The sequence below is a fragment of the Streptomyces sp. NPDC051677 genome (assembly GCF_044453465.1).
In the GTDB taxonomy this organism is placed as follows: Bacteria; Actinomycetota; Actinomycetes; order Streptomycetales; family Streptomycetaceae; genus Streptomyces.
Map to the genome: position 1 here is coordinate 33,061 of NZ_JBITCT010000039.1, position 26,448 is coordinate 59,508.

The window sequence follows — 26,448 nt, forward strand, 5'->3', positions numbered from 1 at the left end:
ACACGTACACACCCGACGTTTCCGATCACTTTGCCCAGCACGTTTCCGACGACGCACCCGACAGCAGGAGGCACCGATGACCGGACCCTTGCGGGAACGCGACGACGCGCACGCACTGCTCGCGGCGGAGGCGAAGAACGCCCGCGCCGGCAGCGGCCGTCTCGTCCTGCTGCGCGGGGCCACCGGCACCGGCCGCTCCGCCCTCCTGGAGGCCGCCGCCACCCACGCGACCCACCTCGGCCTGCGCGTCCTGCGCGCCCGCTGCTCCCCCGAGGACACCGCGCTGCCGTTCTCCTCCGTCCTCCATCTCCTGGGCCCCGTACCGGAGTTCGCGGACGTCGCACCCGGCATCGAAGACCGGGCCAGCGCGGCCCGGCTCTGGCGGCTGCTGCGTTCGTACGCCGACGAGGCGCCGCTCATGGTGGCCGTCGACGACGTCCACCTCGCCGACGAGGCCTCGCGCCGCTGGTTCGTGGAGGCGGCGCGCCGGATCGACCGATTACCGGTACTGCTGGTGGTCACCGAGCGCAGCCAGTACGACATCGACCCACGGCCCGCCGGTCTCACCCACGCCCTGTCCCCGTCGCTCGTCCGCACCCACACCCTCGCCCCCCTCACCGACGACGCCTCGGCCGACCTGGTCCGCGCCGCCTTCCCGACCGCCTCCGACCGGTGGACCGCGGACTGCGTGCGCGCCGGCGCCGGCAGTCCGCTGCTCCTGCACGCCCTCCTCGACGACCTCGACGGCGCCCCGCCCCCGACGGCCGTCCCGCTGACCTGCGCCGCGCTGTACCCGGGCGCGTACCCGGCGGCCGTCTCCTGGTGGCTGGACAACGCGGGCCCGACGACGGCGGAGACGGCCCGCACCCTGGCAGCACTGGAACAGGCGGAAACGGGGCAGCCGGGGGAGACGGGGGAGACGGAGCAGACGGGGGAGCCGGAGTCCCTGGCCGCTTTCTCCTCCCTCCTCGCCGACGCCTCCGGCGCCGACCACGCCCTGGTCTCCGGTTGGCTGACGGCGATGACGCGGCTCGGAGTGCTGCGCCCGGACCCGGCCGGCCGCCCCCGCTACGCGCACCCTCTTCTGCGGGACGCCGTCCTCGGCGGCTGGTCCGCCGCCCGTCGTCAGGACGCGCACCGGGCGGTCGCCCAGGCGATGCTGCGCCGGGGCGACCATGTCGACGCCGTGGCCCGGCAGTTGCTGGGCAGCGCACCGGCCGGGCTGCCGTGGGCGCTGCGCGTGCTGCGCGAGGCCGGTACGGTCGCCGCGCGCGAGGGCCGCCCCGACGACGCCGTCCGCTATCTGCGCCGAGCCCTGCGCGAACCCCTCCCCGACGGCCTCCGTCAGCGCCTGCTCACCGAACTCGGCTCGCTGGAGTACGTCTCCGCCGACGCCCCGGCGGGCATCCCGCGGCTGGCCGAGGCGCTGGACCTGCCCGCCGACCCCCGCGACCAGGTCCGTACGGCGATCGCCCTGGGCACCGCGCTCGCGGGCCGCGGGGAGGTCCGTACGGCGGTGGAGGCGTTGCGGCGCCTGGAGTCCCGGCTGGCGGCGGGCCACGCAGACCTGGCCCGGACCCTCCAGACGGCGTCCACGCTGCTGTCTGACCAGGACCAGACGGTCCGCGGGGAGGCCTACCGCTGGCTGACCGACACCGCCGAACGCTCCCCGGAGCTCGTCGGGGCCTCCGGGCGGGCCCTCCTCGTGCGGTACGCGGCGACGGCCGGGGAGATCGCGGCGCGGGAGGCGATGCGACGCCTGCGCACGCTCATGACGGAGCCCGCCGACCCCCTCGCCGAGCCGTTCCTGCTGGGCACGGCCGCGGCGGTGGCCCAGTGGGCCGACGAGCTCGACGAGGCGGAACGCCTGGTGGAACGCGGTCTGGCCGGCCAACACCCGTCCCTGCTGCATCCGATGGAACAGGCCCTGCTGGACACCCGATGGGACATAGCGGCGGCGCGGGGCACGTACGCCGTGCTGCTCGCCGCGCATCCCGCGGTTCCCGTCCGCCGGCACACCGGCGGCGGTCCCGCCAACGCCGACGCGCACACCCTGCTGGCCCTGGTGGAGACGGGTCGTACGCAGGACGCCCGCCGTCTCGCGGACGCCTTCGACCTGCGCGCCACCCCCGACTCCTGGGAGCTGAACCGCTTCCTGTACGCGCGGGGCGTGCTGCGGTTCACCGAAGGGGATGTCGCGGGCGCCCTCCACGACTTCCTGGAGTGCGGCCGCCGGCAGTCCGCCCGCACCGTCCTCAGCCCGGTCGTCACGCCGTGGCGGACTGCGGCCGCGGAGTGCCGGCTGGCGCTCGGCAACCCCCAGGAGGCGTTGGCCCTGGCCACGGAGGAACTCCGGCTGGCCCGGGTGTGGGACACCCCGCGCACGGTGGGACGGGCGTTGCGCGTCCTGAGCCGCGCGACCCGTGGCCGGCGGGGCCTGGAACTGGGCGAGGAGGCGGTGGCGGTGCTGCGCGACTCACCGGCCGAAGCGGAACTGGTCGCCTCCCTCCTCGCCCAGGGGCACCAGCTGATGGCCGCCGGCGAACGCATACGGGGCCGCGACCACCTTCGCGAGGGCGCCGAGCGAGCCGAACGCCTGGGTAGCACAAGGCTGTTGCAGTACGCCGACGAAGCACTGCGCACTGCGGGCGCGCGCCGCACCACCCCCGCGCACACCGGCTCCGCGGCGCTCACCGGCAGCGAGCGCCGCATCGCGGAGCTCGCGGCGGAGGGCCGCACGAACACAGAGATAGCCGCACTCCTGCACGTGGCCCGCCGCACGGTCGAGACCCATCTGACGAGCACGTACAAGAAACTGGGAATCCGAAGGAGGGGAGAACTGCGGGGCACGCTGAAGGACTGACGAACGGACTGACGAAGGGACTGACGAAACGGCTGACGAACGGATGCACGTCCCGGTCGGCGGATCGCCGAGTTGCACCCCCTTCCGGTGGGCGTGATCCTGACGATGTCCCGGCCAGTTGGAGGTGACGACGTGCCCACGGACTTCGGACCGGACGACGGCGGGCTCCCCCCGGGCGGCGCTCCGGAGCAACAGTCCTGTGCCGCGGGACCCTGCCCCGCCTGCGGCGAAGACCGCCAGACGTCGTCCCCTTGCGTCTACGCCCTGGGACACTCCGGCGATCACCAGTGCGCCTACGGGGACGTCTGGGAGCAGGCGGGCCCCGGTGCGACGCCCCAGCGCAAGTACTGCGGCGGTGCGTGCCCCACCCAGGGCTGCGGCAAGACCTGCACCAGACAGTTCATCCACGAGCCCCCGCACATGTGCCCGCTGGGCCACACCTGGTAGCGAACCCTCGGACCTACGATGAGGAGGCATGACAGTCGACCTCTTCGCGGGCATCCCCGTCAACGACTACCCAGCGGCCCTCGCCTGGTACGAGCGGCTGTTCGGCGACCCTCCGATGTTCTTCCCCAACGACAAGGAAGCCGTCTGGGAGCTGGCGGAGCACCGGTACGTCTACATCGAGGAACGCACCGGCCACCACGCCGGCCACGCCCTGCACACCCTCTTCGTCGACGACCTCGACGTCCGCGTCGCGGCCATCACGGCCCGCGGCCTGACCCCCACCCGCCGTGAGACCTACGCCAACGGCGTCCGCAAGATCACCTACCACGACCCGGACGGCAACGAGATCGGCTTCGGCGGGGGCCCGCAGTGAGGCGTCCCATGGCTGCGGGCCATGCCCGCATGCCGACCCAGTAGGGCGGGTGGGTGAACCACGGGGGCGCATACGCGGATGTCACCTGCCGGTGCGGCTCCTCGCTCGATGGTGGGGCTCCAGCCCTCGCCATCCGCCCGCCGAAAGGGGCACGCCGTGACCACCATGGAGCTCGACTACAGCAGCGACGCGATCGTCCACTTGCTGGAGACGCCCGCGAAGGACCGTTCCCTGCCCTGGCTGAAGAGCTCGCTGCAACAGGCGATCATGCTCGAACTGGCCACCCTGCCACCGTACTTGTGCGGCTGGTGGTCGCTGGACGACACGTCGGAGACGGGGGTCGCCGCGGCCGCGGCCATCAAGGAGATCATCTTCGACGAGATGTCGCACCTCGGGCACGTCTGCAACCTGCTCACCACGATCGGCGGAAGCCCGAGCATCGCCCACGCGGGCGTGGTGGCGCCGTATCCCTGTCCGCTGCCCGGCGGGATCAAGCCCGCGATCGACGTGAACCTGCAGGTCTACCTCGGCGGCCTGACGACGGACTCCGTCAGGATGTACTCGCACATCGAGGCCCCCGAGAAGCCGCTCGCACAGTTCGCGGAGGCCGCCGAGACGTTCCCGTCGATCGGCAGCTTCTACTCGGCGATCGAGGAGGCCTTCGAGAAGAACGCGGACGCGATCAAGGGGACGCGCCAGATCACCTGGGACCTGGGCTGGCACGGGAAGGGCAACAGTCTCTTCGCGATCAGGACGCTCGCGGACGCCCAGCTGGCGATCAGGATCATCAAGGAGCAGGGCGAGGGCACCGGCCAGACCCCGGACAACGACTTCCCCGGGTACGAGGGCGAACTGTCCCACTACTACGTGTTCCGGGAGCTCTACAAGGGCCAGAAGCTGATCAAGGTCCAGGACGACCCGCCGATGTGGGACTTCAAGGGCGCCGTCATCCCGCTGCCCAAGGCCCTGCCCATGGGCAAGGTGCCGAAGGGCGGCTGGGCGAAGGACAAGAACACCGTTCCCACGGACCCGGCGGTGAAGGCCGCGCTGGCCATGTTCAACCAGTCGTTCAGCGACATGCTGCGCTCGCTGGAGAAGGCCTGGGAGCAGGACACGCAGGCGGCCGCCGAGCCGCACATGAACGAGGCGATCTGGACCCACATGCAGGCGCTCGGGGGCCCGGCGATCGAACTGATGGGCAAGAAGCTTCCCCACGACGAGAAGCACACCTACGGCCCGGAGTTCCTGTTCGTCCCGCCCAAGGCGTGACGGGCAGGGCGGCTACCGGTCGAACCGCCACGTCAGCCGCGCCCCGGACACCCGCACCACCCGCACCGGGATGTCGACCGTCGTCCCGTCGTTCCGCTTGCCCGTGCAGGTGAGCCGGGCGTCCGGGACGGCCTTCAGGCCGGTCGGGCAGGTGACGTCGACGTCCGTGCCGACCCACGGGAGCGGGTGGTAGAGGCCCTGGACGCGGCCGGCCACGATGTTCGGGGCGAGGGCCCGGTGACCGTCGACCAGGACGGTGTCGTACGCGTCGAGCGTGGTCGTCGACTCCTCGCGGGCGATGAGCTGCGTGGCCAGACCGCCCAGGACGAGTACGGCGGCCGCCCCGCCCACGAGCCCGACGAGGAACTTGCTGTCCGGCATGCCGCGAACGTACCAGCGGCCCCGACCGGGCCGCCTCGACCATTCGGCCGATACCGTCGCCCCCGCCTGCGCCTACCGTGAGCCGCATGAGATCCGCCTGGCTACGGGGTGTCGCACGAGGCGCCGCCGTCGGCGCGCTGCTCGCGGCGTCCGCTCTCGATCTGTTGGTCGCGCACGCCGAGGGCTACGGCCTGTGGTGGGTCGTGGCCGTCCTCGCGGTCGGCCTCACCGCCGTGCTGTGGCCGGCCGCGCGGCGCCCCGCATGGCTCACCCCTCAGCTGCGCACCGCGGTCCCCGCCCTGATGTCCGTCCTGTACACGGCCTCCGCGGTCGTCCTCGACCGCTACGTGGCCTTCGGCCCGGCCGAGCTCGTCGTCCTGCTCTGCCTGCTGTTCGTCGCGGTACGGCACTGTCCGCCCCGATGGGTCCTCGCCTGCTCGATGCTGGACGCGGGCGCCCTGCTCGCGACCCCGGCCCGGTACGTCCGGCCGCCGTGGGCGGGGGACGGGTCGGGGCTCGCCTTCCTCGTCGTCGGGCTGGTGCTCGTGCTGCTCGTCGTCGGGCTGGCCGCGTATCTGCGGTCGCTGGACTACCGCCGTACCGTCGCCGTCGACGAGACCCGCCGCGAGGAGCGCCTCGCCATCGCCGCCGACCTGCACGACTTCGTCGCCCACCACGTCACCGGGATCCTCGTGCAGACGCAGATGGCCCGCATGATGGCGGCCGCCCGGCCGGTCGTCCCGTCCCCCTTCCCGTCGGCCTTCCCGTCGGCCTTCCCGTCGGCCGTCGCGCCGCACGGCGACCACGACCTCGACCCCGTCCTCGCGGGCATCGAACGCGCCGCCACCGAGGCCCTCGCCTCCATGCGGCGCACGGTCGGCGTCCTGCGGGACACCGCGGAGGCCGACCGGCGGCCCGTCGGCGACCTCGCCGCCGTCGCCGACCTCGTCGAGGGCTTCGCCGGGCCGGGCCAGCAGGTCAGCCTCCACCGCGACCCCGCCCTCCCCGACGACCTCCCCCACGAGGTGCAGGCCGCCGCCTTCCGCGTCGTCCAGGAGGCCCTGACCAACGTCCGCCGCCACGCGGCCGACGCTGCCACGGTCACCGTCCGGCTCCGCCTGCGCCCCGACGGAGGACGCCTGGAGGTGACCGTCTGCGACGACGGCCGGGGCGGCTCCCAACTCCCCGTTGAGGCCCACGGCGGCGGCTTCGGCCTCGTCGGCCTGCGCGAACGGGTCACGGCCCTGGGCGGCGAGCTGCACACCGGCCCGGTGGCGGACGATCACGGATGGGTGGTGCGGGCGCTCTTCCCGGCCCGCTGAGCCATGTGAAGCCATGCGAAGCCCTGTGACAGCCCTGTGACCGGAGGAGTGGCTTCCGCCATAGCCGGGGGGTCCGGCGCCTGGTGGGGTGATCGGATGCGCTCCGCCCGCTCCGCCCGCTCCGCCCGCTCCGCCCGCTCCGCACTGCGGAGCTGTCTGCTGCCGTTCCTGGTGCACCTGCTGATCGGCCTCCCGACGGCCGTCGTCGTGCTGTGCGCGCGCTGGTACCTCGACCACGGGCACTGCGGCTACGGCGACCTCGGCCGTCGCGACCTGGACGACTGCACGTACGACCAGATCGAGAACAGCGGGTTCGTGCTGACCGCCCTCGTCGTCTTCGCCGCGTTCGTCGGGCTGCTGCTCGTCCTCTTCGACGGACTCCGGCCCCTGAAGACGGGCCGCTCGCTCCGCCCACGGCTGCTGACCCTCCCCGCGATCCTGCTGCCGTACACCGTGTACGCCGTGTACGCGGCGAGCGGCGGATGACGGGCGGCGGCGGGGTGGCGGAGGCGGTGGAGTAGTGGATCTGTTCGCGTTCTTCGGTCCGGTGGCCGTGACGATCGTGCTCGCGCCGCTCGTCGTCGTCCTCCGTGCGTGGGGGCGGGCCCGAGGGTGGTCGCCGGGCCGGCAGTGGACGGTGCTCGGCTCGCTCGTGGCGGCGGCCGGGTATGGCGCGGCGACCGTCTACGGCCTGGCGTTCCTCCACCCCATGGACGTCTGCGCCTCCCCGACCGGCGACGGCGTCTACATGGACATGATGCGCGACTACCGCCTCGACCACGTCAGCGTGGACGTGTTCCCGCCCCGGGTGACCTGTGTGTGGGCCGGTGCGGCGTCGTACGGCGGCCCCCCGGAGCTGGCGGCCTCGACGTGGGGGCGGTGGCTGATGTACGCGGGTCTCGCCGTGGCGGTGGCCGGCGCCTGCCGGGCATGGCTCGCCGACGACGCCCCGGACGACGCCGCACGACGTCTGAGGAAGTGACGCAGGTCACCTCCGGCAGCCGATCACTTCTCCCCGCACGGCCGGTCCTACGGACATGACGACACCCGTGAAAGGCCCCGCCAGTTACTTCCCGTCGATCGAGAAGAAGTACGGCCGTCCGATCGCCGAGTGGAAGGCGCTGATCCGCGCCTCACCGCTGACCCGGCACATGGAGCTCGTCTCCTGGCTGAAGACCGAGCACGGTCTGGGGCACGGCCACGCCAACGCGCTGGTGGCCCACACGCCGGCGGAGGACACCAGCGGGTGAGCCGCCCCGGCGCGGGCCGCCGGGGCGCGCGCCGCTCAGCGGCAGCGGCCCTCAGCGGCCGTTCGCGCTGGGACGGTTTCCGTTTCCGGTCCCGTTACCGGCGCTGTTCCCGCCGTTCCCGTTGCCCTTGGCGGGGGCGCGACGACGGCCCTGGGAGGCGGGGCGCCCGCCCTGGGACGCGGGTCGGCCGCCCTGGCCGGCGGTGCGCCCGCCCTGGGCCGCGGGACGGCCGCGTCGGGCGCGCGAGGAGGAAGCCGTGCGCTCGGGGCGCTTCTCCGCGGTGGGCGGCGGGGTGAGGACGACGGGCACGCCCGAGGGCGCCTGCGCGCCGGTGATACGGCTCAGCTCGGCCTCGCCGGAGCGGACCCGGGTGGTCTGCGGGGTGATGCCGGCGTCGGCCATCAGCCGCGTCACCTCCCGCCGCTGGTGGGGCAGGACCAGCGTGACGACGGTGCCGGACTCCCCGGCGCGTGCGGTACGGCCGCCGCGGTGCAGGTAGTCCTTGTGGTCGCCGGGCGGGTCGACGTTGACGACGAGGTCGAGGTTGTCGACGTGGATGCCGCGGGCCGCGACGTTGGTCGCCACCAGCACCGTGACGTGGCCGTCCTTGAACTGGGCCAGCGTGCGCGTGCGCTGGTTCTGCGACTTGCCGCCGTGCAGCGACGCCGCGCGCACCCCGACCGCCAGCAGCTTCTTGGCCAGCCGGTCCGCCGCGTGCTTGGTGTCCAGGAACATGATCACGCGTCCGTCGCGGGCGGCGATCTCCGTCGTCGTGGCGTGCTTGTCCTCGTCCTCGACGTGCAGCACATGGTGCTCCATCGTCGTCACCGCGCCCGCGGACGGGTCGACGGAGTGGACGACCGGGTCGTGCAGGTAGTTGCGCACCAGCCGGTCGACGTTGCGGTCCAACGTCGCCGAGAACAGCATCCGCTGGCCGTCGGTGCGCACCTGGTCGAGCAGTTGCGTCACCTGCGGCATGAAGCCCATGTCGGCCATCTGGTCGGCCTCGTCGAGGACGGTGATGGCGACGCGGTCCAGCCGGCAGTCGTCCCGGTCGATGAGGTCCTTGAGCCGGCCGGGGGTGGCCACGACCACCTCGGCGCCGCCGCGCAGCGCGCTCGCCTGCCGGCCGATCGACAGACCGCCGACCACCGTGGCGAGCCGCAGCCGCAGCGCACGGGCGTAGGGGGTGAGGGCGTCGGTGACCTGCTGGGCCAGTTCCCGGGTGGGGACGAGGACCAGGGCCAGCGGCTGCCGGGGCTCGGCCCGCTGCCCGTCGATCCGGGCCAGCATGGCGAGGCCGAACGCGAGGGTCTTGCCGGAACCCGTCCGGCCGCGGCCCAGGACGTCCCGGCCGGCCAGCGAGTTCGGCAGCGTCGCCGCCTGGATCGGGAACGGCGTGGTGACGCCTTCGGCGCCGAGGGCGGTCAACAGCCGCTCGGGCATGTCGAGTTCCGTGAACGCCTCGACCGGCGGCAGGCCCGGGGTGAGGGTGACGGGTACCGCGAACTCACCGCCGGACGCGGCGGGACGACTCGTACGTCCGTTGCGGCCGGCGGGCTTGGCCGAACGGGAGGGAGCGGCGCCGCCCCGGCGGGAGCGGACGGAGCTGTTGCGGTTCATTCGGAACCTTCCTCGATGCGGCACGTATCGAGGAATTCCTCCCGACATGAGGATTCACAAGAATGAGCCGAAAAAATACAAACAAATGCGCGGCAGAACTCACATGCGCAGTAGAACGCCATGAGCCGGGGCTCGCACTACAAGAGTGCGAGCCCCGGCCACGTGATACGCGTAGGTCGCGTCAGCGTCAGGCGGGAACGATGTTCTCGGCCTGCGGGCCCTTCTGGCCCTGCGTGACGTCGAAGGTAACCTTCTGGCCTTCCTGAAGCTCGCGGAAGCCCTGGGTGGCGATGTTCGAGTAGTGGGCGAAGACGTCGGGGCCGCCACCCTCCTGCTCGATGAAGCCGAAGCCCTTTTCCGCGTTGAACCACTTCACGGTGCCAGATGCCATATTGAATCTCCCTTGGGGCAGTGCCCGGTGTCCGCACCTTGCGGAACCGGCGTCGCAGGATCAGAGATAAGCCCCGGAAACAAAAAGAGTGCCCGTCGACGGAAGGTCGAAGAGCACTCACAAGCCTCTGGTAACCGAAACTGCCACTTTTATCACGGTAGCACAGGTCGGAGCCAAAGGCCCGCGAAGCACTCCGCCACTTCCCCGGAGGGATCATGATCTATCACGTCGTACCGCTCGACGAGTGGAACGCCGGCGCCGACCGGCCCTACGCGCCCGCCTCCCTCGCCGAGGAGGGGTTCGTGCACTGCTCGCCCGACGAGGAGACCACGCTCAGCGTCGTCAACGCGTTCTACCGCGACAGCCCTCGGCCGCTGCTGGCGCTGGTCCTGGACGAGGAGCGGCTGACCGCGACGTGCGAGTGGGAGGCGGCCGCCCCGGCTCCGCCGCCCGGGGTCGCCGAGAGCACCCTGTTCCCGCATGTGTTCGGCCCGGTCAACCGCGACGCCGTGACCCGCGTCCTGGAGGTCCGCTGGGACGAGGACGGCCGAGCGGCGGGCCTGACGGACGTCGTCGGCTGAGGGCGATCGCGGTGCGCGAGAACGGCCTGAGCGCTGTCCCGCCAGGGATTACGGGACAGGCCCTAGCCCTCACGCACCGCCACCCCGGTCGCTCAACGGTCAGAGGTCGAACTCGTGCGGCGGGAGTTCGAGCGTGAAGCACGCCTCCCGCACGATGGCCTGCTCGGTCTTGTCGAAGTCGCCGTCGGCGCCGCCGATGACGATGCCGATCTGGATGACGGCACGGGCCTCGGCCGGCTTCTTCTTCGCCTTGGCGATCTCCTGCAGCACGCTGACCTTGCCGAAGGCGAAGTCGGTCGTCAGCTTGTTGAGGTTCTCGTCGAAGCGCCGCTGCAGGTCCATGGCGTCGAAGTTCTGCAACACCTCGTTGGTGGCGATGAGTTGAGCCACCCGCTGGCGCTCGGCGGGGTCGATGGTGCCGTCGGCGGCGGCGACCAGGGCGCACATCGCCATGCTCGCGTCGCGGAAGGCGCCGCTCTTGAGGTCGTTCTTCTTCGCCATGAGCTGGGTCTGCATCGTCGACGCGGACTCCTTGACGCGGTCCCACAGGGCCATGAGAACTCCAGAGGTCGGTTCGGGTCGTCTACAGCAACGTAGAAACTAACAGCCGTCCCGATAAGTTCCGTTGAACAGAGCCTGTTGCGCCGATGTCCGTCCCGGACACGTAGGGGCAGAGCAGCCCGCCCCTCGGGAATGCCGGATCAGAGGCAGATCAGGCCGAGCACGCAGATGTTCGACGGTGAGGTCGCGGCGGGTGCGGGGTTCGTCGATCCCGTGGACGTCGATCCCGTCGACGTCGACGTCGACGTCGACGACGCCGTGCCGTCCGTCGCGGCGGGCGGGGGCGACTGCTGCGCGGTCGTGCCCGTCGTGCCCGTCGTGCCGGTCGTGTTCGTGGCGCCCGTCGTGTCGGTGGAGGTGGTCGTAGTGGTGACCGTGCCGCCGTAGGAGGAGGTTCCGGTTCGCTGGTGGGGGACCGATGCCGCCCTCGGGGGCGTCGCGGGGGGCGTGGGGGTGGAGGCCAGCGAGTCCGGGTGGGTGTCTGCCCGGGACTGGGGCTGCGACGGGGTGGTGGAGGACGGTGTCGACCGGTGGGCGTCGGAGCGGGTCACCGTCGGGCGGGTGTGGTCCGACGTCGGCTGCTCGTCGTTCGACGTGGTCGGGAGCTCCGGAGCCGCGGCCGCCTGGGTCTGGTCGCCGGACCCTCGGTCCAGCGCGGCGACGGTCAGCCCGCCTCCGACGAGTGCGACGGCCGTCGCGACCACGGCCCGGCGCTGGTTCTTCTTCCAGCGGGCCAACTGCCGCCGTCGCGCTGCCCGTCCCTGCGGCGCGGGCAGCGGCACGGGCGGCGTCACGCTCTCCAGGCCGGATGAGGCGGATGAGTCGGGTGAGCGGGGTGCGGCCAGTGGGGCAGGCGCAGGGGAGGGTGCGGCGATGATCTGCGGTGCGATGTCCGGAGCGTAGGCGCCGCATCCCGGGCACACCAGGGCGCCGTTGAGATGCCGACGACACGTGGAGCAGTAGTCCATCTGTGTTCTTCCTACGCGGGGATCCGTCCGTACGCAGGGATCCGATGGCCGCACACGCTAACGAGTCGTTCGAAGGACTGTGTGCAGCCTGTGTGATGCTCCTGCACGGATCCCTTGAGGGGATGGCGGAAGCGTCGGTGCGCGCAGCGGGGGACGCGCGCGTCCGCGGTCGTCGGCGTCGTCTCGCACGCCCTTCCGCGTCCACCTATGTGAACAGAAAACAAATACGCGGCTCTTGACGTGCTCAGGCCACCCCCCTAACTTCCGGGAGAAAGCGCTTTCCAGTTCGGCCGACCCGCACGCGTCCCGTTCCTGGAGATGAACCCATGCAGCTGAGATCCGTCATGGCCTGCGTCAGCCTGGTGGCAGGCACGCTCGTCGCGCTCGCCGGCACCGCGCCCGCGCAGGCGGCCACCACCACCCGCTACGAGGCCGAGGCCTCCCCGGCGGTCTGCACCGGCACCATCGACTCCGACTGGACCGGCTACTCCGGCAGCGGATTCTGCAACGGCGCCAACTCGACCGGCGGATACGCCCAGTTCACCGTGAACGCGGCCACCGCCGGCACGGCGACGCTGAACGTCCGCTTCGCCAACGGCGCCACCGCCGCACGCCCCGCCTCGCTCGTCGTCAACGGGACGACGGTGCAGACGCCGTCCTTCGAGGTCACCGGCGCCTGGTCGACCTGGGTCACCAAGACGCTGACCGTGTCCCTCAACGCGGGCAGCAACACCGTCCGCCTCAACCCCACCACCGCGGACGGCCTGCCCAACGTCGACTACGCCGAGGCGACGACGGCCGACAGCACCACGCCCCCGGCCGGCGGCGCGCTCTACGTCTCGCCGAGCGGCACCGACGGCGCGGCCGGCACCCAGTCCGCGCCGACCACCCTCACCTCGGCGATCAGCCGCGTCGGCGCGGGCGGGACGATCTACCTGCGCGGCGGGACGTACGCCTACGCGTCGACGGTCACCATCCCGGCGACCAGCAGCGGCACGGCGAGCGCCCTGACGACGCTGTCCGCCTACCCGGGCGAGACGCCGGTGCTCAACTTCTCGGCGCAGACCGAGAGTTCGTCCAACCGCGGGCTCCAGCTCTTCGGCTCGTACTGGCATGTCTACGGCCTCGTCGTCGAACGCGCCGGCGACAACGGGATCTACGTCGGCGGCAGCCACAACGTCGTCGAGCGCACGATCACCCGCTTCAACCGCGACACCGGGCTGCAACTCGGCCGGATCGCCTCCAGCACGCCCGCCGCCCAGTGGCCGTCCGACAACCTCGTCCTCTCCGCCGAGTCGCACGACAACGCCGACTCCGACGGCGAGGACGCCGACGGCTTCGCCGCGAAGCTCACCACCGGCACCGGGAACGTCTTCCGCTACGCCGTCTCCCACAACAACATCGACGACGGCTGGGACCTCTACACCAAGACGGACACCGGCGCGATCGGCCCGGTGACCATCGAGGACTCCCTCTCCTACAACAACGGCACGCTCAGCGACGGCACCGTGAACTCCAACGGCGACCGCAACGGCTACAAGCTCGGCGGCGACGACATCGCCGTCAACCACGTCGTGCGACGCAGCATCGCCTTCCACAACGGCAAGCACGGGTTCACGTACAACAGCAACCCGGGCTCCATGGCCGTCTCGAACAACCTGAGCATCGACAACGCCCAGCGCAACTACTCCTGGGACGCCGGGACTTCGGTGTTCCGCAGCAACACCTCATGCCGGTTCGGCGTGAGCGGCTCCAACGACAAGACCATCGGCGACGCCGACAGCACCAACCAGTTCTGGACCGGTGCCAACGGCTCCCGCTGCGCCTCGTACTCGGGCGCCCTGGGCTGGTCGTTCGCCTCGAACGGCAAGCTCGTGGTGACGTTGGGGGGCAAGCAGGTGACGTTGTAAGGGACAGAGGACGCACGTGAGCGGGCCCGGGTCGGCAGTCGACCCGGGCCCTTCCTCGTCCCTCGTCACTCGGCGGGATAGAACTGCGCGTACCAGCGCCGGAGTTCCCTGATTCCCTTCTCGTGCGGGAGCAGGACGGGCCGCGGCTGGTGGATCTTGTGGTCCCAGATCCTGACCTCCTCGCGCACCTCGCCCAAAGCCTCCGCGCGGAAGACGAGCTTGAGCGCGGGGGTGAGGAAGGGGGCCCGTGCCGGTTTGCGGAGGTAGTACAGCATCCGCAACTCGCTGGTCCGGTCGTCGACGGGGGTGGAGAGGGCGACGGCGGTCACCGAGAGCGCCGGGCCGTGGGTGCGGACCACCATGACGCCCGGGCCGTACATGAACGCGTCGAAGGTGTTGTCGATGTCCCATCCGAGCACGCGCCGCCGGATGCGTCCGCGGACCTCGGCGAACGGACCGTCGACCTTCCAGTCCTGGACGGGGGGCTCGCTCTGGCCGTGGATGTGGTGGAAGTGGGACTCGTCGACGATGTTCTCCCGCATCTCCTGGATGTGGATGCGGGCCCGGCAGGTGTCGTCGACGGGGGCGGCGAACTCCCTGGACGTGGTCTCCGGAATGTCGGGGACCTCCCAGGTGGGCTCGGCGGAGGGCTCGGCGGGGCCGGCGTACACGAAGACGAGTCCGCTGTGCTCGCGGACCGGGAAGCCGCCGAGGGCCACCTTGGGGGTCCGGACCGCGAAGGGAGCGTGCACGCAGCGCCCATCGGCCCCGAACCGCCACCCGTGGAACGGACACTCCACCGTCCCGTCCACGACCCTCCCGCCGACGCCGAGATGCGCGCCGTAGTGCGGACAGTGCGCGTCCCGCACGGCCGCCCGCCCGTCGGCCCCGCGGAAGGCGATGAGCGCCCGCCCGAAGTAGTGCAGGCTGACGACCCGCCCGGGCCGCAGCTCGCGACTGCGGAGCACGGCGTACCACCCGCAGGGGACGGACGGCATCGGATACGCGTCGGCTCGCGGATCCCGCCCGGGAGGCGAGCCCGCGAGGTCATGGCCGCTTCCGTTGTCATGGCTCCGACGTAAAGGCATGCGGCCGATGCTAGTGCCGCATCAAGCAACGTTCGCACTCAGTGGTGCTGACCTGGTCCACCACCAGGAACAGGGCAGCAAGATCCGCCGCTGCATCATCTGGCGGAACAAGCCCGCCGCCGACGAACGCCTCCGCCAAGTCGTCGCAGGGCGAACGACGCCTGGCTCAGCACTGGAGGGCCCATCTCGCCGATGCGGCCGGGCCACCAGCGAGACAGTGCGTAAACTTTGGTTTCCATTCATCGCTTTGGGAACTATAGTTGTCGCATGATGGCCTTTGAGATCACCCCGGAAGAGCAGACAGAGCTCGACAAGGCGCTGTACGACGCCTTGAATCCGCTGGCCTCGGCGATTCGCTCCCGACAGACCGGGCTGCCCGCGGAACGTATGTGGGAAGCGGATCCCATCGAAGTGACACTGTCCGTCCTGGCCGCTTGGAAGGTGATGGATGCCGAGGTCAGGCAGTTGACCGCGCACGCGGCAGCAACCGCTGGCTCCTGCGGCGCCAGTTACGAGCAGATGGGGGCTGTCTGGGGCATCACCCGGCAGGGTGCCCGTAAGAAATGGCCCGACGCCGTCAGCCGCTCAGCGCCCGCGACAGCAAGAAGGAACACGCTTGCGCTTTTCGGGGGGACTGCCGAACTGGTGCAGGTGCCTTCCGGTGACTGGACTTGGACAGGCGTGGGCGCTGATGGAGCATCCGCCGCGGTCACCGATGGGACACGCCACGCGACCGCGGAAGAAGCAGCAGCCCATGCGGGCGCTTTCCTCAAAGAACACTCCCTCGACGCCCCCGACCGTTCCTAGCATCAGGCAACGTTCGCCCTGTTCACGACCTCGCGGAGGCGTTCGTTGGAGGCGTGCTTGTTCCGCCAGATGATGTAGCGGCGGATCATGCTGCCTTGCTCTTTGTGGCTGGCGTGGTCGGTGCCGTCGAGGGAGAAGTAGCGCAGGGCGGTGAACTGGGCCTCCATGCGGTTGAGCCAGGAGCTGTTGGTCGGGGTGTAGCCCACGCTCAGTCGTACTCACGGAGGGCGGCGACGAGTTGCTGTCCCTCTGCCGCCCCGCGGCGCAGTAGTACGGCCGCGGCGGTGTGCAGTTCGTTCCAGGAGTGCGGGCGGCCGATGGCCGCGGCATCGGGCACGGCCGTCAGACCTGCGGCGAGAGCCTGGGCGGTTTCTCCGGCTCCTGCCAGCGCGTGGGTGAGACAGGAGCGGTACCAGGTCTTGTCCCGTCGGTAGTCGTCGGGCATAGCGTCCAGTCCGACGGTGAGGTGTTCGACTGCGCCCCGCCAGTTCCGTAGGTGTAGGGCGATCATGCCTCGCTGGAGGGTGAACCAGGTCTCGCCGTAGAAGTACATCCACGGTGGTTCGTCTTCGGGGCACTGCGACGCACGGCTGATCAGGTCCTGGGCTTCGTCCAGACGACGGTGGGCGTTGTCGGCGTCGCCGTTGAGGGCGTGTCCGCGGGCCTCCATCTGCGCGGCCATGCCCTGGACGCCAAGGGAAGCGCCCGGGGCGGACCAGCGGGCGGCTTCCGCCAGCCGCACGCACCGGGTACCGCGCCCGCCGGACCACGCCATGTGCGCCTTCATGCTCAGGGTGGTGGCAGCCATGTCGGCGTCGCCTGCTTCCAACGCCCATTCGTGGCTACGGTCGTACCAGGCCAGTGCGGCGGCTGTCTGCGCCTGGTCCTGCGCCATCCAGGCGAGGAACTGCGCGTGTTCGGACGCGAGACGCACCACGCGGCCTGCGAGGGGGCCGCGCGCTCCCGCGTACAGGTCGACGACGGTACGGAGCTGCTGACGCATGACGGTGACGAGCGGACGTGAGCCGATCTGGTCCTCGGCGCGCCGGTGTTCAGCGAGCAGCCGGTCGAGCCAGTCCAGAGTGGGGTCGTCCACTCGGTGCTCGGTGTCGACGACACTCGTCACGCGCGCCAGCAGGTCCTCGTCGGGCCCCGGTCCGGCGAGGGCGAGCGCAGGGACCGGGCTCCTCGCCGACGGAACACCTGCGGTCTGAAGGCGTTCAGGGATCCTGAGACCGGTCGCGATGCGCTTTCGCACCTCGAGGGAGGTCACGCGTCGTCGGCCGCGCTCGATGTCCGACACCTCGGGTTGGACCAAGCCGACCAGCTCTCCGAGCTTGGTCTGGCTGAGGCCCGTGAGTGTGCGGTAGGCGCGGAAGACCGCGCCCCAGTCCGACTCGGCAACCGCGGCGGAGAGCGTCGGGTGGGACCAGAGTTCGGTGCGGGAATCCCCCATAACCCCAATATAGGGCGCGGCTATATGCCGTGGGATGGGAACAACCGGCTTTCAGCGCCAAGGTCTTGACACGACAAACCCCCGCGACCGCGCGAACGGCCCGGGGGCGTGGCCGACTATCAAGGAGTCGACATGACGCACCGTACCGCCGCAGCGCGAGCTGCGGCAGAGCATGCCCCGGCTGGTCCGCCCGACCTCGCCGTGATGCGGGAGACGGTCCGGATTCTGCTGAACCCGGACATCGACGCGTTGCCCCCGGCGGCCGACGAGCTGGCCGCGCTGACCCGGACGGTGCGCGGTCATCTCGCGGTCCTCATCCCCGAGGTGGAGCAGGCGGCCGGGAGGTTGGACAAGCAGAGCGTCCCCCGGTACTGCGCGCTCGCGTGCGTCGGGGAGGCGCGCGGGAAGCTCCGGGCCGAGTCGAGCGTCGGCCCCGGCGGGGCGCTCGGACACGCCCAGCGCCTGGCCCGGGTTCTGAACGCCCTGTGCGACCACCACGAGAAGGTCGGCGGGTGCTCGTGACGGCGGCGGCCGACGTCACGGACCTGTCCGTCGAATGCACCCTCGGGCGGAAGGCCGGCTACGAGAGCGTGCACGGATGGTGCCGCCAGCTCAAGGACGTGCCGTTGCCGCACTCCACGGGCGTGCTGCTGGTGCGCCGCTGCCGTTGCGCCTGCCACCGGCAACCGCCGCCAGGGAACACGTAGTGAGGGCGATCACCGGTCTGTTCATGTACGTCGCGGCAGTGACCGCCCCGGTCCTCGCCCTGGTGCTCGCGCGGACACCGTACTGACGCACCCCCATGGCGACCCGGGGTCAGGGTCGCGCCCGGATCGCCTCTCCCGGCGTGCTGTTCAGGACATGGCGGGAGAGGTTCGCAAGACGCCCACCCGAGAGCCCCGGCCATAGACCGGTCGGGTCCGACGTGGGCTCCCTCGGTACGGCACGACACTCCAGAAGGGAAGGTCAATGACCGTCACCCTCGACCAGCCTGCGAGCACCCTCACGCGGGAACCGAAGGAACTCCTCAACACCGTCGCTCCCCACATCACGGAGCTGACCGTCAACGTCTTCGACTCCGGCATGAGCCTGTGGGACCGCGAGGTCGCGCTTCTGCTCCGCGACCACACCATGGTCGACATGGCCGAGCGGATCCTCGCCAACGCCGTCATGTATGTCCTGGGCAGCATCGAGAACCCCGGTCGGCATCTCGGTGTCGGCAAGCTCGTCGACATCGGCGTCCATCAGCTCATCCTCGACACACCAGTCTGGTGGGGCATTTGCCGCACCTACAACGGCGGCCGGTTCAAGCACCACGCACCGTTCATCGAGCGTCGCCGCGACGGCCTGTGCCTGCGTACCGGCGAGTTCCTGAAGAGCCAGGGCTGGCCGATCGACGAGGAGTTGTGGGCCGTCGACGGTGCCGACTGCTCGCCGTGCGACGACAAGGTCCCCGACAGTCACTGAGCCCACTGCAGTCGCCCCCGCCCGCGCGGCTTTTCGAGGGCGGGGGCTCTGCATTCCGACCGCCGGAGGTACAGCTGTGGCCGTGCCGCATGACATCGCCGCCGAGACCGAACTGTGGGACGCCTACGCCGAATCCGCCTTCAAGGACGACGCCGAGCCCGCGTTCTGCTGGACCCAGTACGTCGGACACGGGCCCGGACCGGAACTGCTGGGCAGTCCGCGCCGGGTCCTTGAGATCGGCTGCGGAACCGGCCGCGCCCTCGCTTGGCTGGCACAGCGGGGAATCGAGGCCCACGGCGTGGACCTTTCCCCGGTGATGGTGAAGAAGGCCGCTGGACGGTGGGCCGGCACTGGGGCGACGTTCGAGTGCGGCGAGATCCTGGAGTGGCTGGCCGCCCGCGACGGCACCGGCGCCTACGGCAGCTTCGACGCCGTCTACTCGGTTTTCGGCGCGGCCTGGTTCACCGACCCCGGGCGGCTCTTCCCTCTGGTGCGCGAGTGCCTCAGCCCTGGCGGGGTGTTCGTGTTCTCGCAGCCGCCCGCGATCCCCGGCGCGTACGGCCCCCAGGGCATGTACAAGGGCGGGTTCGCGGGGAAAGCCATGTTCACCTACCGGTACAGCTACCGCCCCGCCGTCTGGGAGCGGCTGCTCACCCGTGCCGGGTTCGCGGCCGCGGAGGCGCGCGTCGTCGATGCGCCCAGGGTCGGACACATCGGCACGCTGGTCGTCCGCGCCGAGGCGTAAAGCCGTAGGGGCGGAGGGGCGGAGGGGCGGAGGGGCGGAGGGGCGTAGAGGGCGTGGCGGGTCGGTGGTCAGTTTGGTGTGGGGGTGGTCGGGGCGGTCAGTTCGGCGGTGAAGAGGTCTGCCGGGTCGAAGCCCATGTTCGTGAAGTGGCCGGCGAGTTCGAGGGACAGGACGCCGTGCAGGCGGGTCCAGAGGGTCAGGGCGCGGTGGAGGGTGGCGGGCGGGGCGGGGTGGCCGTCCGCCCATGGGCGGCCGAGGCCTTCCAGGCTCGCGGCGAACGGGGACTCCGGAGCGTCGGACGGGGCGTCGGACGGGGCGTCGCCGCAGGCGTCGAGCAGGGACCTCATGATCTCGGACGCGATCACGGTGATGTCGTCGGGCGCGTGGTAGCCGGGGACGGGCGTGCCGTAGATGAGGAAGTAGCGGTGGGGGTCGTCCAGGGCCCAGGCGCGCAGGGCGTGCGCCAGGCCTGACACGCCCGCGCCGGAGTCCACGGCCGCGCGGAAGGTGTCGGCGAGGCTGCGGTACGCGTCCCGGATGAGCTCGGTGATCAGGTCGTCGCGGCCGGCGAAGTAGCGGTACAGCGCGGGGCCGCTCATGCCCATCTGCTTGGCGATCGCGTTGAGGGACAGCGCGGACGCCCCCGCCGTGGCGATCTGCTCCCACGCGCGCTGCTTGATCTCCGCACGCACCTGGGCGCGGTAGCGCTCGCGCGGGGTCTTCGTGTCGTCGTCGCCTGTTCCTGGCCCGGTCACGCTCGTCATGGTTAGAGGCTATCACTGGAGTTATTGACAGTTGCGCTTCCGTCTAGTTATAACTTCTAACGAACGGGAAAGCCCGTAACTCATAGATGGGGAAGAGGTCATGGTCATGAACGCCGACGGACTGGTCGAGGTCGTCCTGCCGGGCAAGGTCGAGCCGGAAGGGCTGCGGATCAGGCACGGAGCAGTCCCCGCGCCGGGCCCCGGACAGGTGCTGATCCGGATGGAGGCGAGCGGGGTCTCCTTCGCCGAGCAGCAGATGCGCCGCGGCCGCTACTACGACCAGCCGCCGTTCCCCTTCGTGCCCGGATACGACCTGGTCGGCACCGTGCAGGCGACTGGCGAGGGCGTCGAGCCGGGCCTGACCGGCACCCGGGTGGCCGCGCTGGTCAAGGTCGGCGGCTGGGCCAGCCATGTGCTCGTCGACGCCGCCGACGCCGTGCCGGTGCCCGACGGGATCGACCCGGCGGAGGCGGAGACCCTGGTCCTCAACGGCATCACCGCCTGGCAGATGCTGCACCGCAAGGCGCGGATCCGGGCCGGGCAGACCATCGTCGTGCACGGCGCGAACGGCGGCGTCGGCTCGGTCCTGGTCCAACTGGCGCTGGCCGCCGGCGTGCGGGTGATCGGCACGGCGTCCCCCCGCCACCACGACGCCCTACGGCAGCAGGGAGTCGCCCCCGTCGACTACCGCACCGCCGACCTGGCCGCACGCATCCGAGCACTCGCCCCCGCCGGTGCGGACGCCGTCTTCGACCACCTCGGAGGCCGGAGCATACTCCTGGCGCCTCCTCGCCCCCCGCGGCACGCTCGTCTCGTACGGCACCGCCTCCACGCGGGACGCCGAGGGCTCCAAGAAGTGGCCCGTGCTGAAGATGCTCGGCCGGCTGTGGCTGTGGAACGCGCTGCCCAACCGCCGCCGCGCCTACTTCTTCAACGTCTGGGCAGGTCGCGCTCTGGCCCCGAACCGCTTCCGGGCCCGTCTGCGCACCGACCTCACCGAACTCTTCGCGGCCCTCCAGCGCGGCGAGGTCACCCCCCGGATCGCCGCCCGCCTCCCGCTCGCCGACGTCGCCGACGCCGTGCGCCTGGCCGAGTCCGGCACGGTCACGGGCAAGGTCGTCCTCAACCCGTAGGGCCCAACGAGGGAGACAGCATGTCCAGCGGGGCCCGGCGTGTGACGCACGTCACGGGAAGGCGGGGTGAGGTGGCGGACAGCTCAGGGACGTGAGTACTCATATGCGTGCCCGGGTGCGGGCCGGGGAATCGAGTGCGTTCGGGGAGTTGTTCGACGCCTACTCCCGTGCCGTCTACAACCATGCCTTCCGGCTGACCGCGAACTGGTCGACGGCCGAGGACGTGATGGCCGCGACCTTCATGGAGGCGTGGCGGCTGCGGGACAAGGTCGAGCCCGAGGGCGGCTCGCTGCGGCCCTGGCTGCTGGGCATCGCCACCAACACCGCGCGCAACCAGTACCGGAGCAACCGCCGGTACCGGGCCGCGGCCGGCGCCGCCGCGGCGGCCGGGCTGTCGGTGCCCGACCACGCCGACGAGGTGGCCGACCGGGTCGACGACCGGCGGCGGCTCGCCAAGGCCCTCACCGCCCTCGCCACCCTGCGCAGACCGGAGCGCGAGGTCGTCGCGCTGTGTCTGGGGGAGGGGCTGGACTACGAGGCGGCGGCCGAAGCCCTCGGGATTCCGGTCGGCACCGTCGCCTCCCGGCTCTCCCGGGCGCGGAAGAAGCTGCGCGCGCTGGCCGGGGACGAACCGGTCGCCCGCACCGGCGCCGGCCCGGCGTCCAGAAAAGTCGGCGCGGATCGGGAAGACGGACGCTCCGCTCGACAGACAAGAGGCGATCACGCACACGTGGTCCGGCCCGCGCAGGGAGGAAACCGATGAACGCGAACACGTCCCGGCAGAGTCAAGCCGAGTGGGAAGAAAAGGGCGCACAGCTCTTCGCCCGGATGGCGCGTGACCTGCCGACGGGCCGTCACCAGTTCCACAGGGAGCGCATGATGGCCCAGATTCACGAGATTCAGACGCAGCCCACCGCCCCGGCACAGCCCACCGCCCCGGCGAAGTCCCGGCGGTTGCGGCTGCCGCGGCCCGCGATCGCGCTGCCCGCCCTGGCCGTCGCCGTGGCGGCGGCCGTCGTCGCCGGTGTGGTGGACTCCGGTGGCGACGGGGTCAGGGACGGCGGCGTCGCCACCGGACCGGCCCTGACCGCCACCGTCGGCGTCGCGACGACCAAGGGCGTGCCGCAGCTGCTCGACCAGATCTCGCTGGCGGCGGCCGAGGCGCCCCGCCCGGCCCTGAAGCCCGGCCAGTACGTCTACATCGAGTCCAGGACCGCCGAGAGCTTCGTGAAGACGGTCGACGACAAGAGCACCCTGGTCGGTCAGGCGCTGCACACCCGTCAGGTGTGGGAGTCCGCGGACGGCGCCAAGGGCTGGCTGATCGACCCGGCCGTCAACGACAGCCCCGAGGGCGAGACCCTGAGCCTCCCCGACGAGCAGGGCAACACCCGGCAGGCCGGCCTGAACGCTCCGTCGTACGACTACCTGAGCAAGCTGACCACCGACCCCGACGAGCTCCTCGCGAAGATCTACAAGGAGACCGAGGGGATGGGCAACTCGCCCGACCAGGAGGCGTTCACGACCATCGGCGACCTGCTCGGCGAGAGCTATCCGCCGGCCGGCCTCTACTCGGCGCTGTTCAGGACGGCCGCGAAGATCCCCGGGGTGGTGGTCGTGAACGACGCCGTGGACGCCGTCGGACGGTCCGGGGTGGCCGTGGCGCGGCTGGACGAGACCAGCGGGCAGCGCGAGGAGTGGATCTTCGACAAGAAGACCCATGTCTTCCTCGGCGAGCGCTCGGTCCAGGTGAAGGGAGCGGGCGGGGACGACGGGCTGATCAAGCCCGGCACGGTCGTCTTCACCAGTGCCGTCGTCAACCGGGCCGTCGTGGACGGCGTCAGGCAGACGCCGGCGCAGTCCGGCTGAGGCTCGTCCGGCTGACGCGCGGCCGGGGGGCGGCGCCCGTCCCGTGCAGGTGGGCGTCGAGCAGGGCGAAGGCGGCTTCCGGCTGTTCGACGTGCGGGAGGTGGCCGGCTTCGGGGACGACCTGGAGCCGGCCGAGGGCGTGCAGGTGGCGGAGGCAGGCCAAGGCGAGGTCGTCGACGCCGGTCAGCCGGTCGGGACGGTGGGCGCCGTTCCAGCCGGGGTGGGTGGGGGTGAGGGTGTGGAGCGAGCAGGCGTTCGGCGCGCTCGCCGGGCGCATGGTGGCGCTGGGCCTGATCGAGCGCCGCCCCGGCGGCGGCCGGCGCATCGAGCACCACCTCACCCCGTCCGGCGAACAGGTCCTGGCGGCCGGCCACCGGATCGCCGACGAGGTCCTCGCCACCTGCTTCGCCCCCTGGACGAGACCGACCGTGCGACGCTGCTGAGCCTGCTGAGCCTGCTGAGCCTGCTGAGCCTGCTGGACCTGCTGGACCTGCTGCGCCGCGTGACGGCGGACCAGGACGCGGACGCGGGCCCGTGACCCGGCCGGTCGATCAACCTCAGGCCCGCTCACGGCTCCGTCGCTTCGGGGCCAGCGACCGGGACGCCTTCCGTGCCGCGGTCGCCACCGGGCCCGCCAGGAAGGCGGCTTCCACGGCCACGCTCAGGCGGACGCCGCGGCCGGAGGAGGAGTCGATGTCCAGCCCGAGGGCGTTCGCGGTCATGATGCCGAGCGGGTAGGAGGCGAGGCACAGGGCGACGGCCAGCCAGATCGGGGGCGCGGGGCGCTCGCCGCTCCAGACGAACCGGGCGGCGATCGCGAGGGCGAGGAGCGGGACGACGAGGTAGGTCAGCTGCATGCCACCAGCCTCGCCGCGGCGGACGGCGGGCGCGTCGGGCGGCGGTACGAGTCCCGGCGCCGTCCGCTCTATCGGAAGGTAGAGACGAGTGGGCGCGGGGTGCGTCCGGCGGACGACGTGCGGTTCCGGGCGCCCGCCTATGCTCCTGTCCTCGTGGAGAGCGTACGGAACTGGCTGCTGCCGCTGGCCGTCATGGCCGGGCAACTGCTCGTCTGGCCCGGCGCGGTGGAGTGGGACGGCCATCAGGTCGTGGTCGCCGACGTGACGGTGGCCGTGGCGGCGGGGGTCGCCGTCACCGGCGCGCTGGCCCTGCGGCGGCGGGCGCCGCTGATCGCGCTCGCCGGGGTCGTCGTCGTGGCCGAACTCGGCCGGCTCGTCGTGCCCGCGGACGCGGTCGTGGTGTACGCCCTCGTGGGCGAGGCCGTCGCCGTGTACTCGGTCGCGGCCCGCACCACCCTGCCGGTGACGCTCCGGGCCGTCGGCGTCCTGGTCGGGTTCGAGGTCCTGGTGAGCCTCGCGGCGGACGGGGCGGGGCTCGCGCACCGCGCCGACCAGGTCGTGACCGCCGCCGTCTGCCTGGTCGCCGCCGGGCTCGGCCGGGGGCGCGCCCGATGGCTGGCCTCGCGGGCGGAGGCGGCCGGCCGGCTGGAGCGGGCGCGGGCCGAGCGGCGGGACGCGGCGACGGCCGAACGGCGCAGGCTGGCCCGGGATTTGCACGACGTCAGCGCCCATCACCTCACCTCGGTCGTCGTCACCGTGAACGCGGCCGGGCACCTCGCCGGCAGTCGGCCCGAACTCGCCGCCGAAGCCCTGGAGTTCGCCGCCCGCACGGGCCGCGAGACCCTGGACACCCTGCACCGGCTGGTCGACACCCTGCGCACCGCCGAGGAGGACGACGACGGCGGTCACGTTCCTCTCGCGGAGCGGCTCGGGGAGCTGGCGGCCGGCTTCGTGCGGCTGGGCCAGCCCGTCGAGGTCGAGGTGAAAGTGGACGTCGAGGCCGGGGTCGAGGCCGGGGTCGAGGTCGGGCAGGCGGTGGCCGACGCTGTGTTCGGCATCGCCCGGGAGGCGCTCACCAACGCGCTGCGGTACGCCCCGGGAGCGCCCGTCCGCGTCGAGGTACGGGACCTGCGCGACGGACGGCTCGCACTGACCGTCGTCAACGAGGCCCATGCTGCCGGGAGTTCGGGGGCCGGGCGTGGGCTCGGGTCCGGGCGGGGGACGGCCGGGATGAAGGAGCGCGCTGCGGCCGTCGGCGGCACGGTGACGGCAGGGCCGCGGCCCGGTCCGGCCGGCGGCTGGTCGGTACGGGCCGAGCTTCCCGCGTGCCCAGCGCACTCCGGGGGCACGCGAGTCTCCGGCCTCGTGGGCGTCGACTGGCGGTTCGCCGAGCATGCCGCACTGCTCGGGGTGCTCGCCGTCCCGGCGGCACTGCTGTTCGGCGAGTCCCGCGACGCGGGGGCCCGGCTGTTGCTGGGCGCGCTGCTGCTCGTCCAGGTGCTGCCGCTGCTGTGGCGGCGGCGGATGCCCTGGGCGGCGCTGGCCGCGGTGGGCGCGGGCGTCTGGGGGTGGCCGTGGCTGCCCGGCGCCGCGGATCCGGTCTGGGTCCTGGTCGCGGGCGGCTGCGCACTGCTGGCCGGGGTGTACGCCGTGGGCGCCGACGGCGGTACGGCGTGGGCGAGTTGGGTTGCGGTGCCGTCGGCCGCCGTGTCGCTGGGCGGCGCGGCCGTGACGGCTGCGGCCCGGGACGGGGTCCTCGACGGCCGCCCCGTCGGACCCCTGTCGGTCGGCGTCGGCGTGTTCGCCCTGGCGCTGCTCCTGCTGCCGCCGCTGGGCGCCGCCTGGTTGGCGGGCTTCGCCGTACGGTCCCGGCGCACGACGGTCACCGGGCGCGAGGACTCCGAGCTGGGGCAGGCCGTCCTCGACGCGGTCGCCGCCGCGCACACCGAACGGCAGCGCGTCGCCGCCGGGTTGCGCTCCGCGGTCCTGGACCGGGCCGCCGAGATGATCCGTGTCGCGGAGGAGGGGCGTCTCGATGAGGTGGCCCCGGCCGCCCGGGAGGCGCTGGCGGCGATGCGCGGGCTCCTCGGCGGCCTCCGCGACGGCACCCCGGCGGGGGAGCCCCGCGAGGACGCGATCGGCGCAGGCCAGGAGGGTCAGCCTGTCGGTCGCCGTTAGGGTTCGGGTGCTGGACCGGGCCGCCGACGTGGTCCGCGTCGCCGAGGCTGGCCGTCTCGATGAGGTGGCCCCGGCCGCCCGGGAGGCGCTGGCGGCGATGCGCGGGCTCCTCGGCGGCCTCCGCGACGGCACCCCGGCGGGGGAGCCC

29 protein-coding genes and 2 pseudogenes are annotated in these 26,448 nt (G+C 72.0%); 20 read left to right on the plus strand and 11 right to left on the minus strand.

Annotated features, from left to right (window positions below; genetic code table 11):
- The first annotated feature begins 76 nt into the window (after positions 1-76).
- The 4 genes from ACIBAF_RS35205 to ACIBAF_RS35220 all read left to right on the plus strand — a co-directional run bounded on the left by ACIBAF_RS35205 (position 77) and on the right by ACIBAF_RS35220 (position 4,952).
- The gene (locus tag ACIBAF_RS35205; protein ID WP_399468315.1) at positions 77-2,863 is read left to right on the plus strand and encodes an AAA family ATPase; all 2,787 of its coding nucleotides are present in this window, start codon (positions 77-79) and stop codon (positions 2,861-2,863) included.
- Between the two features lie 132 nt (positions 2,864-2,995).
- Positions 2,996-3,310: a hypothetical protein gene (locus ACIBAF_RS35210; protein ID WP_399468317.1), complete on the plus strand. Its 315-nt coding sequence runs from the start codon at positions 2,996-2,998 to the stop codon at positions 3,308-3,310.
- A 28-nt stretch (positions 3,311-3,338) separates the two neighbouring features.
- Positions 3,339-3,683: a VOC family protein gene (locus ACIBAF_RS35215; RefSeq protein WP_399468319.1), complete on the plus strand. Its 345-nt coding sequence runs from the start codon at positions 3,339-3,341 to the stop codon at positions 3,681-3,683.
- Positions 3,684-3,848: 165 nt separating this feature from the next.
- A complete protein-coding gene (locus ACIBAF_RS35220) occupies positions 3,849-4,952 on the plus strand; it encodes a ferritin-like protein (protein ID WP_399468462.1) in 1,104 nt (367 codons plus the stop codon).
- A 12-nt stretch (positions 4,953-4,964) separates the two neighbouring features.
- Here ACIBAF_RS35220 and ACIBAF_RS35225 read toward each other — a convergent pair whose 3' ends face one another.
- The gene (locus ACIBAF_RS35225; protein ID WP_399468322.1) at positions 4,965-5,333 is read right to left on the minus strand and encodes a DUF4333 domain-containing protein; all 369 of its coding nucleotides are present in this window, start codon (positions 5,331-5,333) and stop codon (positions 4,965-4,967) included.
- 86 nt (positions 5,334-5,419) lie between these two features.
- On the opposite strand from ACIBAF_RS35225, the gene ACIBAF_RS35230 reads away from it, so the two are divergent.
- The 4 genes from ACIBAF_RS35230 to ACIBAF_RS35245 all read left to right on the plus strand — a co-directional run bounded on the left by ACIBAF_RS35230 (position 5,420) and on the right by ACIBAF_RS35245 (position 7,905).
- Positions 5,420-6,655, plus strand: coding sequence for a sensor histidine kinase (locus ACIBAF_RS35230; RefSeq protein ID WP_399468324.1), 1,236 nt, complete (start codon positions 5,420-5,422; stop codon positions 6,653-6,655).
- Positions 6,656-6,751: 96 nt separating this feature from the next.
- Positions 6,752-7,141 carry a hypothetical protein gene (locus ACIBAF_RS35235; RefSeq protein ID WP_399468327.1) on the plus strand — a complete coding sequence of 130 codons (390 nt, stop codon included), beginning with the start codon at positions 6,752-6,754 and terminating at the stop codon, positions 7,139-7,141.
- Between the two features lie 34 nt (positions 7,142-7,175).
- Positions 7,176-7,637 carry a hypothetical protein gene (locus ACIBAF_RS35240; RefSeq protein ID WP_399468329.1) on the plus strand — a complete coding sequence of 154 codons (462 nt, stop codon included), beginning with the start codon at positions 7,176-7,178 and terminating at the stop codon, positions 7,635-7,637.
- Positions 7,638-7,692: 55 nt separating this feature from the next.
- Positions 7,693-7,905: a DUF4287 domain-containing protein gene (locus ACIBAF_RS35245; RefSeq protein ID WP_399468331.1), complete on the plus strand. Its 213-nt coding sequence runs from the start codon at positions 7,693-7,695 to the stop codon at positions 7,903-7,905.
- A 51-nt stretch (positions 7,906-7,956) separates the two neighbouring features.
- On the opposite strand, the gene ACIBAF_RS35250 is transcribed toward ACIBAF_RS35245, so the two are convergent.
- Both ACIBAF_RS35250 and ACIBAF_RS35255 read right to left on the minus strand, forming a co-directional pair.
- A complete protein-coding gene (locus ACIBAF_RS35250) occupies positions 7,957-9,528 on the minus strand; it encodes a DEAD/DEAH box helicase (protein WP_399468333.1) in 1,572 nt (523 codons plus the stop codon).
- Positions 9,529-9,715: 187 nt separating this feature from the next.
- Positions 9,716-9,919 carry a cold-shock protein gene (locus ACIBAF_RS35255; protein ID WP_031482971.1) on the minus strand — a complete coding sequence of 68 codons (204 nt, stop codon included), beginning with the start codon at positions 9,917-9,919 and terminating at the stop codon, positions 9,716-9,718.
- 215 nt (positions 9,920-10,134) lie between these two features.
- Between ACIBAF_RS35255 and ACIBAF_RS35260 the strand changes: the two genes are divergently transcribed.
- Complete coding sequence (locus ACIBAF_RS35260; RefSeq protein ID WP_399468335.1) at positions 10,135-10,500, plus strand: DUF952 domain-containing protein; 366 nt, start codon at positions 10,135-10,137, stop codon at positions 10,498-10,500.
- Between the two features lie 99 nt (positions 10,501-10,599).
- On the opposite strand, the gene ACIBAF_RS35265 is transcribed toward ACIBAF_RS35260, so the two are convergent.
- Positions 10,600-11,055, minus strand: a complete 456-nt coding sequence (locus ACIBAF_RS35265) for a tellurite resistance TerB family protein (RefSeq protein ID WP_399468337.1) — start codon at positions 11,053-11,055, stop codon at positions 10,600-10,602.
- A 146-nt stretch (positions 11,056-11,201) separates the two neighbouring features.
- A complete protein-coding gene (locus ACIBAF_RS35270) occupies positions 11,202-12,029 on the minus strand; it encodes a hypothetical protein (RefSeq protein ID WP_399468339.1) in 828 nt (275 codons plus the stop codon).
- 326 nt (positions 12,030-12,355) lie between these two features.
- Between ACIBAF_RS35270 and ACIBAF_RS35275 the strand changes: the two genes are divergently transcribed.
- A complete protein-coding gene (locus ACIBAF_RS35275; RefSeq protein ID WP_399468341.1) occupies positions 12,356-13,939 on the plus strand; it encodes a carbohydrate-binding protein in 1,584 nt (527 codons plus the stop codon).
- A 65-nt stretch (positions 13,940-14,004) separates the two neighbouring features.
- On the opposite strand, the gene ACIBAF_RS35280 is transcribed toward ACIBAF_RS35275, so the two are convergent.
- Complete coding sequence (locus ACIBAF_RS35280; protein ID WP_399468343.1) at positions 14,005-14,907, minus strand: Rieske 2Fe-2S domain-containing protein; 903 nt, start codon at positions 14,905-14,907, stop codon at positions 14,005-14,007.
- A 387-nt stretch (positions 14,908-15,294) separates the two neighbouring features.
- Between ACIBAF_RS35280 and ACIBAF_RS35285 the strand changes: the two genes are divergently transcribed.
- Entirely contained in the window at positions 15,295-15,834 is a 540-nt protein-coding gene (locus ACIBAF_RS35285; RefSeq protein WP_399468345.1) for a hypothetical protein, read from the plus strand.
- Between the two features lie 2 nt (positions 15,835-15,836).
- On the opposite strand, the pseudogene ACIBAF_RS35290 reads toward ACIBAF_RS35285, so the two are convergent.
- Together ACIBAF_RS35290 and ACIBAF_RS35295 are read right to left on the minus strand one after the other, a co-directional pair.
- Positions 15,837-16,046 (minus strand): annotated as a pseudogene (locus ACIBAF_RS35290) (transposase); the annotation flags it as partial.
- Entirely contained in the window at positions 16,043-17,290 is a 1,248-nt protein-coding gene (locus ACIBAF_RS35295; RefSeq protein WP_399468347.1) for a helix-turn-helix domain-containing protein, read from the minus strand. The pseudogene ACIBAF_RS35290 and the gene ACIBAF_RS35295, both read right to left, overlap by 4 nt.
- 132 nt (positions 17,291-17,422) lie before the next feature.
- Between ACIBAF_RS35295 and ACIBAF_RS35300 the strand changes: the two genes are divergently transcribed.
- The 4 genes from ACIBAF_RS35300 to ACIBAF_RS35315 all read left to right on the plus strand — a co-directional run bounded on the left by ACIBAF_RS35300 (position 17,423) and on the right by ACIBAF_RS35315 (position 19,502).
- Entirely contained in the window at positions 17,423-17,812 is a 390-nt protein-coding gene (locus ACIBAF_RS35300; protein ID WP_399468349.1) for a DUF6415 family natural product biosynthesis protein, read from the plus strand.
- A complete protein-coding gene (locus ACIBAF_RS35305) occupies positions 17,803-17,997 on the plus strand; it encodes a hypothetical protein (protein WP_399468351.1) in 195 nt (64 codons plus the stop codon). Before ACIBAF_RS35300 ends, ACIBAF_RS35305 begins: the two co-directional genes overlap by 10 nt.
- Positions 17,998-18,259: 262 nt before the next feature.
- The gene (locus tag ACIBAF_RS35310; RefSeq protein WP_399468353.1) at positions 18,260-18,757 is read left to right on the plus strand and encodes a hypothetical protein; all 498 of its coding nucleotides are present in this window, start codon (positions 18,260-18,262) and stop codon (positions 18,755-18,757) included.
- 76 nt (positions 18,758-18,833) lie between these two features.
- Complete coding sequence (locus ACIBAF_RS35315; RefSeq protein ID WP_399468355.1) at positions 18,834-19,502, plus strand: class I SAM-dependent methyltransferase; 669 nt, start codon at positions 18,834-18,836, stop codon at positions 19,500-19,502.
- A 68-nt stretch (positions 19,503-19,570) separates the two neighbouring features.
- Here ACIBAF_RS35315 and ACIBAF_RS35320 read toward each other — a convergent pair whose 3' ends face one another.
- Positions 19,571-20,266: a TetR/AcrR family transcriptional regulator gene (locus ACIBAF_RS35320; protein WP_399468357.1), complete on the minus strand. Its 696-nt coding sequence runs from the start codon at positions 20,264-20,266 to the stop codon at positions 19,571-19,573.
- A 106-nt stretch (positions 20,267-20,372) separates the two neighbouring features.
- On the opposite strand from ACIBAF_RS35320, the pseudogene ACIBAF_RS35325 reads away from it, so the two are divergent.
- The 3 genes and pseudogenes from ACIBAF_RS35325 to ACIBAF_RS35335 all read left to right on the plus strand — a co-directional run bounded on the left by ACIBAF_RS35325 (position 20,373) and on the right by ACIBAF_RS35335 (position 23,265).
- Positions 20,373-21,399: pseudogene (locus ACIBAF_RS35325) on the plus strand (medium chain dehydrogenase/reductase family protein).
- A gap of 103 nt (positions 21,400-21,502) precedes the next feature.
- Positions 21,503-22,162, plus strand: a complete 660-nt coding sequence (locus ACIBAF_RS35330; protein ID WP_399468464.1) for an RNA polymerase sigma factor — start codon at positions 21,503-21,505, stop codon at positions 22,160-22,162.
- Entirely contained in the window at positions 22,159-23,265 is a 1,107-nt protein-coding gene (locus ACIBAF_RS35335) for a CU044_5270 family protein (protein WP_399468360.1), read from the plus strand. The genes ACIBAF_RS35330 and ACIBAF_RS35335 overlap by 4 nt, the downstream gene beginning before the upstream one ends.
- On the opposite strand, the gene ACIBAF_RS35340 is transcribed toward ACIBAF_RS35335, so the two are convergent.
- A complete protein-coding gene (locus ACIBAF_RS35340; RefSeq protein ID WP_399468362.1) occupies positions 23,237-23,542 on the minus strand; it encodes a hypothetical protein in 306 nt (101 codons plus the stop codon). The two genes, ACIBAF_RS35335 and ACIBAF_RS35340, sit on opposite strands and share 29 nt — an antisense overlap.
- On the opposite strand from ACIBAF_RS35340, the gene ACIBAF_RS35345 reads away from it, so the two are divergent.
- Positions 23,541-23,708, plus strand: coding sequence for a hypothetical protein (locus ACIBAF_RS35345; RefSeq protein ID WP_399468364.1), 168 nt, complete (start codon positions 23,541-23,543; stop codon positions 23,706-23,708). The two genes, ACIBAF_RS35340 and ACIBAF_RS35345, sit on opposite strands and share 2 nt — an antisense overlap.
- A 114-nt stretch (positions 23,709-23,822) precedes the next feature.
- On the opposite strand, the gene ACIBAF_RS35350 is transcribed toward ACIBAF_RS35345, so the two are convergent.
- Entirely contained in the window at positions 23,823-24,122 is a 300-nt protein-coding gene (locus tag ACIBAF_RS35350; protein ID WP_399468366.1) for a hypothetical protein, read from the minus strand.
- Between the two features lie 153 nt (positions 24,123-24,275).
- Here ACIBAF_RS35350 and ACIBAF_RS35355 point away from each other — a divergent pair, with 153 nt between their 5' ends.
- Entirely contained in the window at positions 24,276-26,300 is a 2,025-nt protein-coding gene (locus tag ACIBAF_RS35355) for a sensor histidine kinase (protein ID WP_399468368.1), read from the plus strand.
- Positions 26,301-26,448: the final 148 nt, after the last annotated feature.

Bases quoted from the DNA above. Each gene is read 5' to 3' on its own strand.
- ACIBAF_RS35340 (WP_399468362.1), bottom strand. From the start codon at position 23,542: ATGCGCCCGGCGAGCGCGCCGAACGCCTGCTCGCTCCACACCCTCACC.
- ACIBAF_RS35295 (WP_399468347.1), bottom strand. From the start codon at position 17,290: ATGGGGGATTCCCGCACCGAACTCTGGTCCCACCCGACGCTCTCCGCC.
- ACIBAF_RS35245 (WP_399468331.1), top strand. From the start codon at position 7,693: ATGACGACACCCGTGAAAGGCCCCGCCAGTTACTTCCCGTCGATCGAG.
- ACIBAF_RS35235 (WP_399468327.1), top strand. From the start codon at position 6,752: ATGCGCTCCGCCCGCTCCGCCCGCTCCGCCCGCTCCGCCCGCTCCGCA.
- ACIBAF_RS35310 (WP_399468353.1), top strand. From the start codon at position 18,260: ATGACCGTCACCCTCGACCAGCCTGCGAGCACCCTCACGCGGGAACCG.
- ACIBAF_RS35270 (WP_399468339.1), bottom strand. From the start codon at position 12,029: ATGGACTACTGCTCCACGTGTCGTCGGCATCTCAACGGCGCCCTGGTG.
- ACIBAF_RS35205 (WP_399468315.1), top strand. From the start codon at position 77: ATGACCGGACCCTTGCGGGAACGCGACGACGCGCACGCACTGCTCGCG.
- ACIBAF_RS35220 (WP_399468462.1), top strand. From the start codon at position 3,849: ATGGAGCTCGACTACAGCAGCGACGCGATCGTCCACTTGCTGGAGACG.
- ACIBAF_RS35320 (WP_399468357.1), bottom strand. From the start codon at position 20,266: ATGACGAGCGTGACCGGGCCAGGAACAGGCGACGACGACACGAAGACC.
- ACIBAF_RS35225 (WP_399468322.1), bottom strand. From the start codon at position 5,333: ATGCCGGACAGCAAGTTCCTCGTCGGGCTCGTGGGCGGGGCGGCCGCC.
- ACIBAF_RS35330 (WP_399468464.1), top strand. From the start codon at position 21,503: ATGCGTGCCCGGGTGCGGGCCGGGGAATCGAGTGCGTTCGGGGAGTTG.
- ACIBAF_RS35260 (WP_399468335.1), top strand. From the start codon at position 10,135: ATGATCTATCACGTCGTACCGCTCGACGAGTGGAACGCCGGCGCCGAC.
- ACIBAF_RS35215 (WP_399468319.1), top strand. From the start codon at position 3,339: ATGACAGTCGACCTCTTCGCGGGCATCCCCGTCAACGACTACCCAGCG.
- ACIBAF_RS35250 (WP_399468333.1), bottom strand. From the start codon at position 9,528: ATGAACCGCAACAGCTCCGTCCGCTCCCGCCGGGGCGGCGCCGCTCCC.
- ACIBAF_RS35300 (WP_399468349.1), top strand. From the start codon at position 17,423: ATGACGCACCGTACCGCCGCAGCGCGAGCTGCGGCAGAGCATGCCCCG.
- ACIBAF_RS35275 (WP_399468341.1), top strand. From the start codon at position 12,356: ATGCAGCTGAGATCCGTCATGGCCTGCGTCAGCCTGGTGGCAGGCACG.
- ACIBAF_RS35335 (WP_399468360.1), top strand. From the start codon at position 22,159: ATGAACGCGAACACGTCCCGGCAGAGTCAAGCCGAGTGGGAAGAAAAG.
- ACIBAF_RS35285 (WP_399468345.1), top strand. From the start codon at position 15,295: ATGATGGCCTTTGAGATCACCCCGGAAGAGCAGACAGAGCTCGACAAG.
- ACIBAF_RS35255 (WP_031482971.1), bottom strand. From the start codon at position 9,919: ATGGCATCTGGCACCGTGAAGTGGTTCAACGCGGAAAAGGGCTTCGGC.
- ACIBAF_RS35265 (WP_399468337.1), bottom strand. From the start codon at position 11,055: ATGGCCCTGTGGGACCGCGTCAAGGAGTCCGCGTCGACGATGCAGACC.
- ACIBAF_RS35230 (WP_399468324.1), top strand. From the start codon at position 5,420: ATGAGATCCGCCTGGCTACGGGGTGTCGCACGAGGCGCCGCCGTCGGC.
- ACIBAF_RS35350 (WP_399468366.1), bottom strand. From the start codon at position 24,122: ATGCAGCTGACCTACCTCGTCGTCCCGCTCCTCGCCCTCGCGATCGCC.
- ACIBAF_RS35345 (WP_399468364.1), top strand. From the start codon at position 23,541: ATGGTGGCGCTGGGCCTGATCGAGCGCCGCCCCGGCGGCGGCCGGCGC.